Annotated in this window: 1 protein-coding gene; it reads right to left on the reverse strand. The window is 60.3% G+C overall.

Annotation, left to right across the window (positions count from 1 at the left end; genetic code table 11):
• Positions 1-25 precede the first annotated feature (25 nt).
• Positions 26-18,181 carry an Ig-like domain-containing protein gene (locus VRC33_RS15475; protein WP_338557206.1) on the reverse strand — a complete coding sequence of 6,052 codons (18,156 nt, stop codon included), beginning with the start codon at positions 18,179-18,181 and terminating at the stop codon, positions 26-28.
• Positions 18,182-18,184: the final 3 nt, after the last annotated feature.

Below are 18,184 nucleotides of genomic sequence, written 5' to 3' on the forward strand. Positions count from 1 at the left end.
CCTCCCCGTGCAGGGAAAGTCTTTGTTACACCACGTGAACCTGCAGATTATGTTGCACCAGCACATCCCCCAGCGTGTTAGCTGCAGAGAGCGCAGAGTTGTGATAAACGTCAAACGTTTGTCCTTCAACCGTGCGCTGACCTGCCGTTGCCCAGACGCCGCCATCGGTGTTTGCCAGGGTTACCTGGTCGCCCAGGGTTCCCTTGATGATCAGATCGTTGGCCTGACTGTCGGTGAGGTTCAGCGCTTCATTGAGATCCAGTTTCACGCTGTTGCTACCGGCTTTGCCCAGGTCGATGATCTCGATGTGCTCCACTTTCAGGCCCAGCGAGGTAAGGTCCAGGGTCATATGCTCACCGTTCAGCACCAGCGTATCGGTACCTGCTCCTCCATCAATATGGGTAAAGTTCAGCGAGTTAAGCGTAACGGTGTCATCACCGCTGCTGCCGGTGACGGAAGCCCCTTCCACCGTCTGACCATCCGCCAGGGTGATGACCACCCCACCAATGGTATAGGCGCTGTCATCAGAGGTGGCTGCCGTTGACGCTGCCGCCGTGGCCGTAGTGCTGTCGGCCGAAGCGGCAGTGGTGCTGGCGTCTGTGCTGGCGGTATCGCTGCCGGTTATAAGCGTTGAGTCCGCCGTGGCGGCATGTGCCGTCGTTGTGGTGCTTTCAGTCGCTACAGCGGCGTGCGTTGACGTGGTGGCAATAGCGTCATCTGATGCCACAGCCATCATCACGGCGGCAGTAGCAACAGGTGTGGCCACCGGCAACAGGGAGCCCAGCAGCAGGGTGTTACTGGTGGACGCCGGATTACCCGCCGCATCCACGGCGGTGACGGTGACAATGCTGGCGAGGCTCAGTGAAGTAAGCAATCCTCCGGCAAACTTGGCGCTGTACCGCCCCAGAATATCGGTAGTGGTCTGCACCGTAGCCCCGTTCAGCGTCACGTTAAGCCGCGTGCCCGGAGCCAGATTCAGCGTGCCACCCGATACCGTCAGGCCAGTAAGCAACACACTGACCACGCTGAGGATCGGGTCAACACCAATAGCGGGCAGATTATGAGTCACTGCCTTAAAGGTATCGCTGACTACAGAGGTGTTGCCCGCGGCATCGGTAAGGGTGACCGTCAGGGTCTGACTGCCATCATTGATCGATTTCAGCGTCGCTGAAGGCACAGTCACGCTCCATGCGCCGTTGGCCCCCACCGTGGTGGTCAGGATATTCCCCGCAATATTGACCGATACCCGGCTTCCCACCGCATTAGTAGAGGTCCCGCTAATGGTCTCAGCAACATTTGCCTCGCTGAGATTCAGATAGTGGTCGCCGCCAAATAACGTACTGCTGTTCAGGGCGACGACAGGCAACGTATGGGTACCCACCAGGACGGTAGAAGTCCCTGTACCGGCATTGCCTGCCGCATTGGTCAGCGAAGCGGTAACCGTATCGTTTCCATCCGGCAAGGCAGCCAGTACCGCCGCCGGGACAGAGACACTCCAGGCGCCGTTGGCTCCCACCACCGCCGTCAGCGCCGTGGCACCAATACGAACGGTAATAGTGGACCCTACAGCGTCGGTTGAAGTACCGGCGATGGTCTGGGCGCTGAGTGAATCCGCTGCACTGAGCAGGCCATCACCAAAGACGCTGGTGATGGTCACCGTCGGTGGGGTTTGAGCGGTGACACTCAGTGAACCTGAGGTGGTGCCGGTATTGCCATAAGCATCCGTAGCCGAGACGGTAACCGTAGTCGTGCCGTTAGCCAGCGCGGCCAGATCCGCTTTAGGCACGTTCAGGCTCCAGGGGCCGCCGAGGCCAAAACCAACGGTCGTGGTATAGGTTTTGCCATTCAGCACCACGCTGACCGTGGAGCCGGCAGGCAGGTTGAATGACCCGCCGCTGATGGTTTGTGCCGTCGCCAAATCACCCACGCTGAGGACGCCATCGCCGAATACCGTATTCAGGCTCAGGGATGGCGGGATATGGAGACCCACCTTCAGGCCAGCACTGGTACTGGAGACGTTACCTACCGCATCCGTCACCGAAACGCCTACCGTGAGGTTCCCGTCCAGCAAGGTGCTGAGAATGGCCGGGGTCACCTGCGCACTGAACACTCCGCCCTGGCCTACTGTTCCGGTCACCGTGGTGTTGCCGAGATTGATGGTCACAGCAGAACCCACGGCGACGTTTCCTCCCACCGTACCGCTGATGGTTTGCGTCACCAGCGATTCCAGCAGGTTCAGCACGCCATCACCAAACAGTGGATTCAGTGAGATGGTTGGCAGCGTCAATCCAACGACTGCCCCGGCGTTGACCGAAGTGGTGTTACCGGCAGTGTCCGTGACGCTGACGCCCACGGTAAGATCCCCGTTGGCCAGTCCCTGAAGAATGGCCGGAGAGAGCGCCAGACTGAAGCTGCCATTGGCGGCCGTAGTGGTAATAAACTGCGTGCCACCAATGGATACCACCACGCGGGACCCTGCATCCGCCCCGGTGATGGTGCCGCCAATGTTCTGGCCCAGCAGCGCATCGGCCAGGTTCAGCAGTCCATCGCCAAACAGCGGATTGATGGTGATTGAAGGTGCCGTGAGTTTGACGACCGCACCGGCCGTTGCAGAGGCCGTATTGCCTGCCGCATCGGTCAGGCTGGCACCAATAGTGAGATTACCGCTGGTCAGCGTGCCCAGGATATCCGGACTGACGGTGGCAGTGAAGGCCCCGTTGGTGCCGACGGTGGCGGTAACCGTGGTATTACCGACGTTCAGGTTAATGACGGTTCCCGCCGCCACATTGTTGACCACGCCGCTGATGGTCTGATTAGTCAGCGCATCAGCAATATTCAGAATGCCGTCACCGAAGATCGAGCTGAGAGAGATGGTTGGCTGCGCTGTGAAGATGCCAACCGTGGTGGAGGTTGAGCTGGTGTTCCCTGCCGGATCCACGACTTTCACCCCCAGGGAAAGATTGCCACTGGTCAGCGCAGCGAGATCCACAGGCGGAATATTTACGCTCCACTGCCCGCCAGCCTGCAGGGTGGTGACATAGGATTTCGCGCCCAGCGTCACGGTGACGACAGAGCCGGTCACCGCATTGATCGTGCCGCCCACCGTCTGGGTAACGGCCGCTTCAGCAATATTCAGCAGGTTGTCCGTGCCCAACAGGTTGCTCAGCGCACCAATTACCGGCACGTCCAGGATTGTCGTTACCGTTTCGGCCAGAGAGCGCGTGTTGCCTGCGGCATCCGTCAGCACCAGATTCAGGTTGGTTTCGCCCGGCTCCAGCAGCCCCAGCACGTCTGGTGGCACAATAATCGCAAACTTACCGTCCTGGCCAACCCTTGCGGAGAGCGTTGTGCCACCAATATCCAGAGAGACGGTGGCGCCGATCCCTGCTGACGTTGCCAGACCGGTGATGGTCTGCGCCACGGCAGTATCAGCCGCATTCAGGAAGCCGTCGCCAAGCAGGCTGTCTACGGTGAAGTTCAGCAGCTGGTTAACCACTTTATTCACTGTAAGCGTGGCATCCGTCTGGTTGCCCGAAGCATCGCTGACCCGCAGCCCAAAGACCAGGGTGCCGTCAGTCAGGCTGCCAAGCACTTGCGGAGTCAGAGCGATACTGAAGGTGCCATCTGCGGCCACTACCGCAGTGGCAATTGGCGAGCTGTCACCCAGGTAGAGGCCAATAGTCTGGCCTTCAGCACCAGAAGCGGTCCCTGTCAGCAATTGGGTGGCAAGAATATCCGTGGCGTTGAGCAGGTTATCGCCCAGTAGCGCATTGACCTGGAGCAGAGGCGCACCGGTGTCTACCGTGATGGGCAGGGTTTGCGTGGTGACATTCCCGGCCGCATCGCTGAGGCTGGCGGAGATCGTATACCCGGCCTGAGAGAGAGCCTGCAAATCTCCGGAAGGCACAGTGGTAGACCAGGTGCCGTCAGGCTGTACCACAGCGGTGTAAGTTTTGCCTTCCAGCGTAACCGTCACCGCTCTGCCTGCTTCACTGACTGAGGCGGTGCCGCTGATAGTCTGCGAAACTGCTGCTTCGCTGCCGTTGAGCACGTCATCTCCGGCAAAGGCACCGATGGTCAACGTTGGCGGCGTACGATCCACCAGGAACTGCCCGCTTGAGCTGAGGGCGATATCCCCGGTGGAAACCAGCGTGGCCGAAATGGTATGCGTGCCGTCAGCCAGGTCTGCTGCCGTGTTGGGCACGGTGATCGACCAGTTGCCATCAGTGGTGGTGACCGGATAAGTACCCACTTCCCTGCCATCAATGGTCAGCGTGACCGTCCCTTCCCCACCTGCCAGATCTGGCAGGTTAGCGAAAGTCCCGCCTACGGTCAGCGTTGCACCATCGCTGGCGTTGACGATGTTATCGTCCGACACCGGTGCCAGAGTAAGCAGCGGCGTGGCCGGTGGCGTAAGGTCAACCGCGATGGTGGCGCTGGCCGTGCCGGTATTGCCTGCCAAGTCAGAGACCGAGACCGCAATGGTGCCGGTGCCGCTCGTTCCTAACTGTTGCAGAGCCACTGGCGTCACGTTAACCGACCAGCTGCCATCGGCCTGGACCACGCCGGTCAGCGTGGAGGTGCCAATAGTCACCGTGACCACACGTCCCGCATCGGCCCCGGTGGTGGTGCCTGACAGCGTCTGACTGGTCAGGCTTTCCACATAGTTCAGCGCATTGTCGCCAGCGAAAGGCTGCAGGGTGATGGTTGGTGCCTGGGTATCCACCGTGAAGTTACCGGCCACCGTAGCCGTGTTACCTGCTGCATCGCTGGCTACCACGGTCACTGTCTGGGCAGTCTGCGGCAGAGCGCCTAACTGCGCCGGGGTCAGATCCAGCGTCCAGGTCCCGTTGGTGGCTACCGTTGCGTCGTAGTTAGTGCCGCCAAGGGTCACCCTGACCGCCTGATCTGCGCCGGTCACGCCGGTGGTGCCGGTCAGTGTTGCGCCAGCCGCGGCTTCAGTGCCGTTGAGGAATCCGTCAACAAACGGCGTGTTCAGGGTTGGCACTGGGGCAGCCAGAGCGGCAGTGAAGTTCAGCCCCTCAGTGGTGCTGTTACCCGCCGGATCGGTGACCGTTACGTTGACAGTATGGGCTCCGGAAGTCAGGGCCGACAACGCGCCAGCAGGCAGGTTCACCGTCCAGGCGCCACTGGCATCCACCGTGCCGGTGTAAGTTACGCCAGCCAGATCAATCCTCAGCTGTACGCCCTGATTGGCCCCTGCTGCGCCGGTGGTCCCGGTCAGCGTTATCGCGCCAGCCGCCTCGCTGATATTCAGGATGCCATCACCGAACGGCGTATTGATAGTTGGATCTGGAGCCGTCAGCACAGCTGTATAGTCCAGCGTGGCGGAATCGCTGTTACCCGCAGTATCCGTGGCCGTCACAGTAACGGTATGCGTGCCGTTGCCGATAGCGGTCAGCTCAGCTGGCGTTAACGTCAGCGACCAGTTGCCGCTGGCATCAACCGTAGCAGGCACCGCCACCCCATTGTTAAACCCGCTGACAGAAACCGTTACGGTCTGACCAGCCTCAATTTTCCCGGTTGAGCCGCTGAGTAACTGACTCGCGGTTGCTTCGTTAATGCTCAGCAAACCATCGCCAAACGGCAGGTTAATACTGACGTCAGGCAGATCGTTGATCGCCACCAGCAGGCTGCCAGGGGTGCTGCCGCTGTTACCCACACTGTCGGTCGCCGTAACGGTAATTGGCCAGTTGCCATCCGGCAGCGTAACCAACACCGAAGCTGGCAGTGCCAGGCTCCAGCTACCCGTTGCCGTATCCACCGCAGCCTGATACACCGTGCCGTTGATATTCACACTGACCGTTTGCGGCCCGGCAATGCCGGTCACGCCGGTCAGCGCACCGCCAGCCGCTGCTTCTGCCGCATTCAGCACGCCATCCGCAAAGGGGACGACCAGCGTCGGGGCTGGCAGGCCGGTAATAATCGCGTTGAAGCCCAGGGTTTCGGTATTGCTGTTGCCGGCACGGTCACCCACGGTGACCGTGATGGTGTGGGTGCCATTCCCCAGCGTCGCTGCCAGGTCTGGCGTCAGAATGGCGCTCCAGTTGCCGTTGTCGCTGACCGTTGCGTCAAGCGCGTTGCCATCTACAGTGACTGAGACGGTCTGGCCTGTGCCCACAATCCCCGTAGTCCCGGTGAGCGTCTGATTGACCCCCGCCTCAGCGGCATTCAGCGCGCCGTCAACAAATGGCGTAACGATAGTGGCATCCGGCAGGGTATTCAGCAGCACTTCCACGCTGCCGCTGGTACTGGCCGGGTTGCCCGCCGCATCAACAGCCGTAACCGAAACCTGCAACGCCCCGTCCGCCTGACCGGCAAGCGCACCGGCGGGCAGCGTTGCCGCCCAGGTACCATCAGCCAGCACCGCACCGGTGACGGTCACCGCCCCCACGGTCACCTGCACCGCCGTGCCCACAGCAAGGTTGGTCGCCGAGCCGGTCAGCACCTGCTCAGCGGCCGCTTCCGTAGCGTTCAGCAGGCCATCGACAAACGGCGTAGCCAGCGTCAGGGCCGGTAAAGTATTGATTGCCACCCCAAGATCAAGCAGATCCGTGGTGGTATTGCCTGCGGTATCCGTCACCGAAACGCCAACCTGGGTAGTCACGTCCGGCAGCAGCAGCAGATCGCTGCCCGGGACAGTCAGCGACCATGTGCCATTCTCGCCAACGGTAGTGGTGTAGATTTTACCGTTGAGCGTGACGTTCACGCTCAGGCCCGCTTCAGAAGTCCCGCTGACCACCAGCCCTGCTAACGCCTCTGCCAGATTCAGGATGCCATCAGCCCCTGCTCCCAGCGTCACGTCCAGCACTGGCGCATTAGTATCTACCCTGAAGTCTCCCGTTGCGGTTGCGATGTTCCCGGCCACGTCATTGCCGCTGGCGGTCACACTGTTGATTCCCTGATCCAGAGCCTGAATATCGGCCGCCGGAACACTGGCAGTCCAGTTACCGTTAGCATCCACAGTAGCGGTGTAGCTGTTGCCGTTCAGGGTAACCGTAACGTTATCCCCGGCCGGAATGTGCTGGCTGGTGCCGGTGATTTGCACATCGTTGCGGGATTCCTGGAAATTCACCACATCGTCACTGGTGACCGGATCTATGGTGATCGTCGGCAGATCGGCAGCCTGAGCAATCACTGTCACCTGATGCGTGGTGCTGGCAGGATTTCCGGAGCTGTCGGTAACGGAAGCGGTAAAGGATTGGGCTCCATCCGCCAGTGCAGCGAGATCCGCTGCCGGTACGGTAGTGTTCCAGCTACCGTCAGCCTGCACGAGGGCCGTGTAAGTCTGGCCGTTCAGCGTGACCGTCACCGTCTGACCGGCATTGACGTTGGTGGTGCTACCCGCCAGGGTCAGATCCCTGGTGGCTTCATCCTGATTAATGTAGTCATCGCCAGAGACCACACCCACGCTGATGGTGGGCAGATTGGCCGCTGAGGCATCTACCGTGACGTTCAGCGTCTGGCTGGTGCTGTTGCCGGCAATGTCAGTCAGGGTGACGGTCACCGGATAGGTTGCATCCGCCAGGTTTTGCGTCACGCCGGAAGGCAGATCCAGCTGCCAGCTACCGTCGCTCTGCACGGTTTGCTGATAACTCTGACCGTTGAAGGTGATGGTGACCTGCTGACCCGCCTCGCTGGCTGAGGCCGTGCCGGCAATCGACACTGGCTGCAAAATTTCAGCCGCATTGATGATGTTATCCCCGGCGACCGGCGTCACGGTCAGCGTTGGCGCAAGCAGGTCCACAGCGATAGTGGTGCTGATTTCGCCGGTATTGCCCTGAACATCGGTAGCCGTGACGATCAGCGTCTGTGGCCCGTTGCCTAATCCCTGCAGGGTCGCGCTGGTGACCGGTACTGTCCAGATGCCGTTGGCGTCTACGGTGGCGTCATAGTTCACGCCATTGATATTGACTACCACCGCCTGGCCTGCGCCAGCCACACCGGTAGTGCCGCTTAATGTCTGATCCGTACCCGCTTCAGTGATGTTCAGATAACCATCGCCAAACGGGGTGTTAATGGTCGGCTGAAGGGTCTCGGTTGCCACCGTCACGCTGGTGGTGGCCGTGGCGGTATTCCCGGCCGCATCGCTGAGGCTGACGGTCAGCGGATAGCTGCCGTCTGGCGCAACCTGCAACAGACCGGCTGGCAGTTGCACCGTCCAGTCGCCCGCTGCATCAACCGGCGTGGTGTAACTCTGGCCGTTGAGGGTAACGGTCACCAGCTGGCCTTCCTGAGCGCCGGTACTGCCGCCGCTGACGGTAATCTCACCCGCCGCTTCGCTGGTGTTCACCACGCCATCACCCGCAATGGTATTCAGCGTGAGGGTTGGCGCAACGGTATCGACATTGACCGGAATCGCCAGCGTGTTGCTGTTGCCGGCCACATCGGTAACGGTTACCGGAAGAGTTGATGCGCCCTGTGGCAGGGTTTGCAACGCGGTGGCAGGAATATCTACCGACCAGTTACCATTTGCATCCACCACGCCGGTGTAAGTGTCGTTGCCTACTGCCAGAGTGACGGTCTGTCCGTTGCCCGCCACGCCGGTGGTGCCGGTGAGGGTTTGCGTCAGGGCGGCTTCATTACCGTTCAGCGTGCCGTCAGTGAACGGTGCATCCGCCGTTGCCAGCGGCAGCTGGCTGACGTGGACATTCAGTGTGCCATTGCCGGTGATGGTTGTGCCGGTGTTATCGACCACGGTGGCGGTCATCGTAGCTGTGCCGTCCGGCAGGCCCGCCAGGGCGGTAGCCGGAATAATGGCATTCCAGACGCCATTAGCCCCGACCAGAGTGGTGAAGGTCTGGCCGTTGAAGTTCAGCGTGATGGTGCTGCCCTCAGCCACATTCGCCGTGGTGCCTGACACAATCAGCGCATCCTGTGCTTCATCAGCATTGAGATAGCCATCGTCGCTAAGCGGATCCAGACTGATACCTGAAGCTGCACTGTTAACCTCCACCTCATAAGTGGTGGTCACCGGGTTCCCTGCAGCGTCGCTCACCGCCAGGGTAAAGGTGGTGGTGCCGTCATCCAGCGCTGCCAGCGCGGTTGAGGGCAGCGTGACACTCCAGCGGCCATCAGCCTGCACCGGACTGGTATAAACCTGACCGTTCAGCGTGACGGTGACCAGCTGTCCGGGCTCCACATTGGTGGTTGAACCCGTTAACTGCTGATCGGTTCGCTGCTCGGCTCCGTCGAGGACGTCATTGCCTGCAAAAGTATTGACGGTCAGCGTCGGCAGCGTGTCCACATCCGCTTTCACTGCCAGCGTGCTCTGCACCGGCGTGCTGTTACCAGCCTGATCGGTGGCCGTCACGCTGACGATGTAGTTCCCGTCAGTGAGCAGGGCCAGGTCGGCTGCAGGGACATCCAGGGTCCACTGGCCGTTATCTCCTACGGTGGTGGTGTACTCGCGGCCATTCAGCGTGACCACTATGTCAGCCGCAGGTTCGCCCGTCCCGCTGACAGGCAGCGCGACGCCCTGCTCGGCAGCATTAAGGATATTATCGCCTGCCAGTTCCCCAATCGTCACCGCTGGCGGCAGGGTATCCACATTCAGCGTAATGTCTGTGGTGGCCGTGTTGCCCGCGGCATCGCTGACGTTAACCGTTGCTACGGTTGCATCCTGCGGCAGCGCCTGCAGCACCTCCGCCGGAATGGTGACGCTGTAAGTGCCGTCGGTATCTACTGTTCCGGGATAAGTTGTGCCATTGATCACTACGTTAACGGTCTGGCCGTCGCCGGTAACGCCCGTCGAGCCGGTTAAGGTTTGCGGATTAGTAGCTTCATCCGCGTTCAGGGTGCCTTCACCAAAGGGAGCATCCGGCGCGATAATTGGCAGGCTGGTAATGGCAACCGTCAGTGGCGCTTCGCTGGCTACCGCATTGCCGGCAGCATCCGTGCCGGTAACGGTGACGGTGAGTTCTCCGTCCGGCAGCGCCAGCAGATCGGCGGAGGGAACAACCACACTCCAGCTACCGTCTGCACCCACGATGGCAGGATAAGTCACCGCGTTCAGCGTCACGTCCAGCGTGGTACCTTCTGCCACATTGACCGAGGTTCCGCTGAGCGTCAGAGGCTGCCCCGCTTCTGCCAGGTTGAGGAATCCATCTCCGCTGACCGGATCCACCGCCACACCACTCAGCGTGGTGTTGACCGTAAAGCTGCCATTCTGAGTAACCGGGTTACCCGCCGTATCGCTGGTGGTTACGCTGTAGCTCTGGCTACCCTCACTCAGGCCTGCCAGCGCAGCGGCCGGAACCGTCACGCTCCAGGCCCCGCTGGCCTGCACAATGCCGGTGTAGCTCTGTCCCCCCAGGGCAACGGTGATCGCTTGCCCTTCCTGAACATTGGTGGTGGTGCCGCTCAGCAGCTGATCCACCCGCTGCTCTGCACCGTCCACGATGTTATTGCCGGCAAAGTCATTCAGTGAAAGCGTTGGCAGTGTGGCCACATCGGCTACCACAGTGAACGTGCCCTGCTGTGTGGTGCTGTTGCCTGCAGGATCGGTTGCCACCACCGTTAAGGTGTAATCATCGTTCGTCAGCCCGGCCAGCGCACTGGCAGGAATATCCAGCGTCCACTGGCCGTTTTCACCCACGGTAGTGGTGTAGTCGTTGCCCTGGAACGTGACGGTAATATCCGCGCCATTCCCGGCGGTGCCGTTAAGGGTCAGCGGGAGCTGCTGTTCAGCCGCATTCAGTATGCCGTCTCCGGCAACCGGATCCAGAGTCAGGGCCGGAGGGGTCAAATCGACCAACAGATTGCTGCTCTGCGAAGTGCTGTTACCCACCGTATCCGTCACCGTAACGGTGACGGATGCAGGGCCCTCAGCCAGCACCCCGACATCTGCCGCAGGCACGGTAACCGACCAGTTACCGTCACCATCCACACTTGCTGTATAGACGTTGCCATTCAGCGTGACGCGAACGCTGTCTCCTGTGTCACCGGTACCGCTGACGGCCAGGGGCTGGCCATGTTCTGTGAGGTTAAGCAGCCCGTCGCCGGAAAGCGGTGCAAGCGTAAATACCGGCGCTGAAGTTTCAAGCGTAATGGGATGCTGAACCGTCACGCCGGCACCCGTTGCAGGCGTGGCGGTGACAGAAAGCGCATAGTTGCCATCGGTCAGGCCAGCCAGCGCGCTTGCCGGGATAGCGGCAGTCCACAGCCCGTCAGTCCCGACGGTGGCCGGGTAGCCGGTGCCATTAAAGTTCACCACCACCGTGGTAGTGCTTTCGGCCACGCTGCCGGTGACGTTCAGGCCCGCAAGGGCTTCAGCGGCATTGACGATATCATCGCCCGCCAGAGTGTTCACGATGACCGCAGGATCGATGAAGGTATCAACCGTTACGGTCGAGGTCTGGGTATCGCTGTTGCCTGCTGCTGAGGTCACTTCCACCGCGACGGTATTTGCGCCTTCAGTCAGGCTGCCCAGCGTGGTGGCCGGGACGGAAACGCTCCACTCCCCGTTTGTGCCTGCCGTGGTGGTATAGCTCTGGCCACCGAGGGTAACCGTAACGCTGTCGCCCTGGCTTGCTGTGCCGGTGATCGCCAGCGGCTGACTCTGCTCACTGCGATCGATGATGTTGTCCCCGGCTATCGGGTTGACGGTAAAGGTTGGCAGAGCGGTGTCAATTGCCAGCGGTACGTTTTGCGTAGTGACGTTACCAAAACTGTCGGCTGCAACAATTTGCAGCGCATACGGGCCATCGTCCAGCGCCGCCAAATCAGCGGCAGGAATGGTGGCGGTCCAGTTGCCCTGGTCGTCTACGGTGGCTGACAAGGTGGTGCCATTGAAGATCACATCAACCGTATCGCCAGCCGTGACGGTCCCGCTCAGCACCAGCGGCTCCCCCTGCTCTTGCGCATTCAGAATGTTATCCCCACCGGCGACTTCTCCCAGCGACAGCGCTGGCAGCGTGGTGGCAACCGTGATGCTGGGTGCCGGGGTAATACTCGCCGTATTACCGGCAATATCGGTAGCGGTGACCGTCACCGCTGAGGTTCCCTGAGGGAGCCCCTGAAGGATGTCAGGCGTGAGATCCAGCGACCAGACGCCGGAACTGTTAACAGTGGCGTTATAGGCCTCTCCGCCAATGTTTACCGTTACGGTCTGTCCATCGCCTGCGGTGCCGGTTACGCCGCTCAGGGTCTGAGTCGTCGCCGCTTCCGCGTTAGTCAGGACACTGTCAGTGAACGGCGGAGCCAGCGTAGGGGCCAGCGACGTTTCAGTGATCACATTCAGCGAGCCTGAACCCGTCACCGTTGCGCCATTGCCAGCCACCACGCTGACTGTGGCGTTCTGCACGCCTTCAGCCAGCGCCGCCACATCACCGGCAGGCACGATCAGGCTCCAGGTGCCATCGGCTGTGACCGTTGCGGTGTAGGTATTTCCGCCCAGCGTAAAGCTGACCTCGCTGTCCGCCGGAATATTGGCGGAGCTGCCGCTGACCGTCAGGGCAGTGCCAGATTCCTGGGCATTGAGATAGCCATCCCCGCTCAGCGGGTTAAAGGCGATGCTGCTGAGGGTATTATCAACCGAGAAGGTTTTCTCTGTGGTGCCGGTGTTCCCCGCAGCATCGGTTACCGAGACGCTGAGCGTTTGGGAACCGTTCGCCAGTGCCGCCAAATCTCCGCCAGGTACCGTGACCTGCCAGGCGCCTCCGGCCAGAACGGTGGTCTGGTACGCCACGCCGTTCAGCGTGACGGTTAATTGCTGGCCAGCCTCCACGTTAGTGGTGGTACCGGAGATCAATTGATCAACCTGCTGCTCTGCTCCATCCAGAATATTATTGGCAGTGATATCTGAAACGAAGATCGCCGGCGGCGTGGTATCCACTGTCAGCGTGGTGCTGGTAAGCGTGGTGTTTCCGGCCAGATCGCTGGCCGTGACGTTCAGCGTGTAGTCACCGTTGTTCAATCCGCTTACCACATCGGCAGGAATGCTCAACGTCCACTGCCCGTCCGGCCCTACCACAGCCGTATAAATTTGATCGTTTAACTCAACGCGGATGGCACTGCCTTCTTCACCGGTGCCGCTGACCACCAGCGGCTGATTGCTCTCTGCCGCACTGATATACCCATCCGAAACCCTCTCAACCGTTACCGGTGGCGGCGTCAGATCCACTTCCAGCGTGCGGATGAGCGCGGCGGTATTTCCGGCGGTATCCGTGGTGGAAACCTGAACATCATAGCTGCCTTCGGTCAGTGCCAGCAGCGCCGCTGGCGGCACGTCAATACTCCAGCTGCCGGTACCGTCCACCGTGGCGGTGTAGCTCTGACCGTTCAGGGTCACGGTAATGGTGTCCCCCCGATCGCCACTGCCGCTGAGGGTCAGAGGTTGCCCCTGCTCTGCCAGGCTCAGGCGGTTATCGTCTGAGACTGCATCCAGTGAAAGCGTCGGCACTCCCGTATCGACGGTAAAGTTGCCAGCCAGCGAGGCGCTGTTGCCCACCGGATCCGTGACCGTAATATTGAGCGGATTCTCCCCCTGAGGCAGCGCCTGAAGGATGGCGGCAGGTAAGGTCACCGACCAGTTGCCCTGCGCATCCACCGTGCCGGTATAGGTGATCCCACCCAGCACCACGGAGACGGTCTGCCCTGCTCCGGTTACCCCGGTGGTGCCGGTAAGGTTCTGATCGCTCAGCGATTCCATGCCGTTGAGCGCACCATCAACAAAGGGCGTATTCAGCGTCACCCCAAAGTCAGGGTTTACATCCGAGTTCAGGCTTTGCGTGGTGGTAATCACGTTGCCGTTCACATCGGTGCCGGTGGCCGTGATGGTAACGTCACCATTTGGCAACGCCGCTAACGCTGCCGAAGGGACGGTAACGCTCCAGCTGCCGTCAGAGTTGGTGGTGGTTTCGTAATCAGCGCTGTTGAAGCGAACCAGGATGCGCGCACCAAAGGCGAGAAAGCGGCTGCTGCCGTGGATCACCAGGTCATTCTGCGCTTCCACCGCGTTGAGCATATTGTCATCGCTGATGATGCCGATGGCGATAGCACTGAAACTGTTGTCTACCGAGAAGCTGTTAGTGGTGGTGGCAGGGTTGCCCGCCACATCACTGACGGCAACGCTGAAATCCTGGCTACCGTTGGCCAGTTCATTTAAGGCGGTAGCCGGAACCAGTACGCTCCAGCTGCCATCTGCGTCAACCGAACCGGTATAAGTTTCCCCGTTAAAGCTCAGGGTCACAACCTGACCGGCCTGAACGTTGGAGGTGGTGCCGGTCATCAGCTGCGCGAGGCCTTTCTCTGCGCCATCCACGGTGTCATCACCGGTAAAGGGTGAAACACTGATGGTGGGCAGATTGAGGTCACTTGCCACCACAACCAGCGGCTGGGTTGAGGTGTTGGTGTTGCCCGCCGTATCGGTAGCCTGCACGCTGACGGTGTAAGTACCGTCGTCCAGCGCGGTAACGGCAGTAGCGGGTACGCTAACGCTCCAGTTGCCTGCCTGATCCACGGTGGCCGGATAATCCGCCCCGTTCAGCGTGACAACAACAGTGGAGCCCAACTCCGTCGTTCCCGATAAATTCAGCGCAGCTTCATGTTCAACCGCATTGAGATAGCCATCGCCTGAAACCGGTGTCAGCGTGACTTCAGGCGGAGCTGTATCTTTGAACACCGGCGTCAGTGTTGTGGTGGAATTCCCCCCGGTGTCAGTAGCGGTGACTACAAGGTCATAATTACCGTCAGGCAGCGTTTGCAGGGTGGAGGCCGAAATGTTCAGGCTCCAGTTGCCTTGCGGGCTGGTCACAGCGGTATAAGTTTCACCGTTAAGGGTGACGCTGACGGAGGTGCCTGCTTCAGCAGTGCCGCTTACGGCCAGCGGCTGGTTCTGCGTCAGGGCGTTGATCGTGCCGTTGTTCACCAGATCGGTGACATCGAGCGCTGGATCAAGGGTATCGACCGTCACCGGAGTGGTGGTGGAAATGCTGTTGCCCAGCGAATCACTGACGGTGACCACGACATTTGTCGGGCCATCCGGCAGCGTCTGCAGCACTTCAGGTAATAACGTCAGGCTCCACTCACCGGTAGCAGCATTCACGGTGGCAGGGTAATTCACGCCGCCCAGGGTGACGGTGACGGTTTGATCCGGGAATGTCACGCCGGAATTACCGGTCAGGGTCTGCGGAGCAGTCGTTTCGTCCGCATTCAGAATAGCGTCGCCAAACGGAGGAGTAAGTTCGATGGCATTCGGGAAAGTGGTACGCACGGTCAGGCTGGTGCTGTTGCTGACAGGATCGCCGTTTCCATCGGTGCCGCTCACCGTCACGGTGTAGTTGTTGTTGGCGATCCCCACCAGATCTGCGGCTGGTACTGTCGCCGTCCAGCTACCGTCCGCACCGGTGGTGGCAGTATAAGTATTCCCATTGAAGGTCACGGTCAGCGCGGTGTTTGCAGCCAGTCCTTCACTGGTGCCGCTGATAAGAAGATCGGACTGTGCTTCGGTGGCATTCAGGGCGTTATCGCCGGTAACAGGCGTGATGTTCAGAGATCCTGCGTTGACGTCAACGTCCACCAGGAAACTGCCGGTGACATTGTTACTGTTACCCGCTAAATCCTCTACGGTCACGCTGAAGGGCTGATTGCCGTTGCCCAGCGCCTGCAACACATCGGCAGGCAGGATAATGGTCCAGTTACCTCCAGCCACAACCTGGCCTTCAAACGTTCTGCCATCTTCCAGCGTCAGAGTCACAACGCTGCCCGCCGGCGCATTGGTCGTGGTGCCGGTCAGCGATTGATTCTGGGCGACCTCAGCACCATTGAGGACCCCATCGCCGGTCAACGGATTGACCGTAATGGTTGGCAGATTAGCTGACTCGGTGACAAAAGTGACGCTGGTGAACGCTTCACTGCGGTTGCCTGCAGCATCGGTGGCGGTCACCGTCACCGTATAGAGGCCATCCCTCAGCGCGGCTTTGTCATCGGCGGAAAGCTCCGCTGACCAGGCGCCGGTAGTGGGATTTACCGTTGCGGTCAGATCAACGCCGTTGATCCGTACCAGCACGGTGCTGCCTGGCTCCACCTGACCGGTAATCTGCACCACACCGGCCATTTCGCCAGCGTTGACATAGCCATCTCCTGAGATCGGGGCGACAGAGACATTCGGTGGTGTGGTATCCACCGCCAGTTGTCCGGTCGAAGTACGGCTGTTGCCATAAGCGTCCGTAGAAGTTACCGAAACGGTATAGGGGCCGTCGGGCAACTGTTGCAGCACGGAAGCTGGCACATTGACGCTCCACGAACCATTGGGATTCACGGCTGTGGTATAGGTGACGCCATTCAGCGTCACTGTGACCGTCTGGCCGCCAGTGCTCTGTCCACTGACGGTCAGCGGCTGGGTGACATCGGTCTGATTAAGAAGGGCATCGGAGAATTCAACGTTTAAGCCCGGAGGCGTGGTGACGACGTTAAACGGCGTGGTCGAGGTTGCGCTGTTCCCTGCGGAGTCAGTGACCACTACGGTGATATTGTTGCTGCCCTGAGGCAGATTTTGTAATGCCGCAGCCGGGACGTTAACCGTCCAGCTACCGTTTGCGTTCACCGTCCCGGTATAGGTTGTCCCGCCCAGCGTGACGGTAACCGTCTGTCCGGCGCCGGTGGTGCCGGTATTGCCGCTGAGAGTCTGAGGCGAGTTGGTTTCATTGCCGCTGAGGACGCCATCGCCGAACGGCGGCGCCAGGGTGGCATCAGGCAGCGTGGTGTGCACATCCAGCGAAGCGCCGGAACTCCGGACCAGGGTACCATCCGCCAGCGTTACCGTAGCGGTAACCAGGTTTGGCCCCTGATTGAGCAGCTGCAAATCGGCGGCCGGTACGGTCGTGCTCCAGCTCCCGTCAGCCCCTACTCTGGCGCTGTAAACGTGGCCATTCAGGGTGATACTAACCACCGAGTTGGCGGGAACTCCGGTGGTGATACCGGAAATGGTCAGCGATTGCCCGGCTTCTGTGGCATTGAGCTGTCCGTCACCGCTGAGTTGTCCAATGCTGATGCTGCTGACCGTGTCGGGCTGAACGGTGAAATTGTGGGTTGAGGCGGCGGAGGTGCCGGAGGTATTGCTGACCCTCGCACTGATGGTGCTGGTGCCATCTGCAAGATTCTGCAGCGCGCTGGCGGGGACGGAAAGGCTCCAGCTCCCGTTAGCGCCGACCGTTGTGGTGTAGCTCTGCCCACCCAGCGTCACGGTGACGGTCTGCCCCTGCTGAACGTTAGTGGTGCTGCCGCTGATGGTCTGTGAAATCTGCTTTTCAGCCCCGTCCAGCACATCATTATCGGCGAAAGTGGCGATGGTGATACCCGGTGCGCCCGGCGGCACAATGACGTCACCCTGCACGGTGAACGCCTCATTTGATGAGGCGCTGAGGCCGTCACTGTTAGTCACGCTGACGCGGACAGTGTTGCTGCCCTCTGGCAGGTTTGCCAGGTCCGCTGCCGGCACTGAGATACTCCAGACGCCCTCAGCCCCAACCGTAGTGGTGTAGGTTTTGCCGTTAAGCACAATGGTCACGGTGCTGCCCACTTCAGCGTTGGTAGTGGTACCACTCAGCGTTTGATTACTGCCTTTTTCTGCCGGGGTCAGAACATCATCACCGGTAAACGCATTGAGGGTGATGGTGGGCGTTAAGGGGGTTGTTCCGCCGCCATTGTTATCGTCATCACCACCACCGCCGCCGCCGCCACCGCCCGCGAGTGCGCCAACGCCCAGACCAACCAGACCCAAAGCACCGATACCGGCTGCGGTCATTACGCCGGTGGTTGCGCCGGTGTCAGCCAGCAGTAAGGGTTCTATGGAGCCAAGAGATTCGTATTCCGGCGTGACCATCATTGCGGTTTGCGCATCGGCAAACTCGTTGGTCACCGGGAACAGAGCATGTTCAGCAGGATTTACACCGTCGTCAAAAACCAGTTCGCTGTGATCGCCATCGACATCGTCGAAGAAGAACTGCTGATAGCGCACCACGCTACCATCGCGCATGTGCAAAATCAGGTCATTACCCTGACGTTCAAACTCCGACACCATGTCACGGGTGCCGTGAATTTTTACCACGCTTGGTTGATTCAGAAGAACGTTATGGGACGTGCCCACACTGGCCTGTGACAGGATTTTACCATCATCGCGCGAGAGAATTTCAACGCGGCCATCATTGAGCTGTGCCATGGG

The organism is Erwinia sp. E_sp_B01_1 (assembly GCF_036865545.1).
GTDB lineage: Bacteria > Pseudomonadota > Gammaproteobacteria > Enterobacterales > Enterobacteriaceae > Erwinia.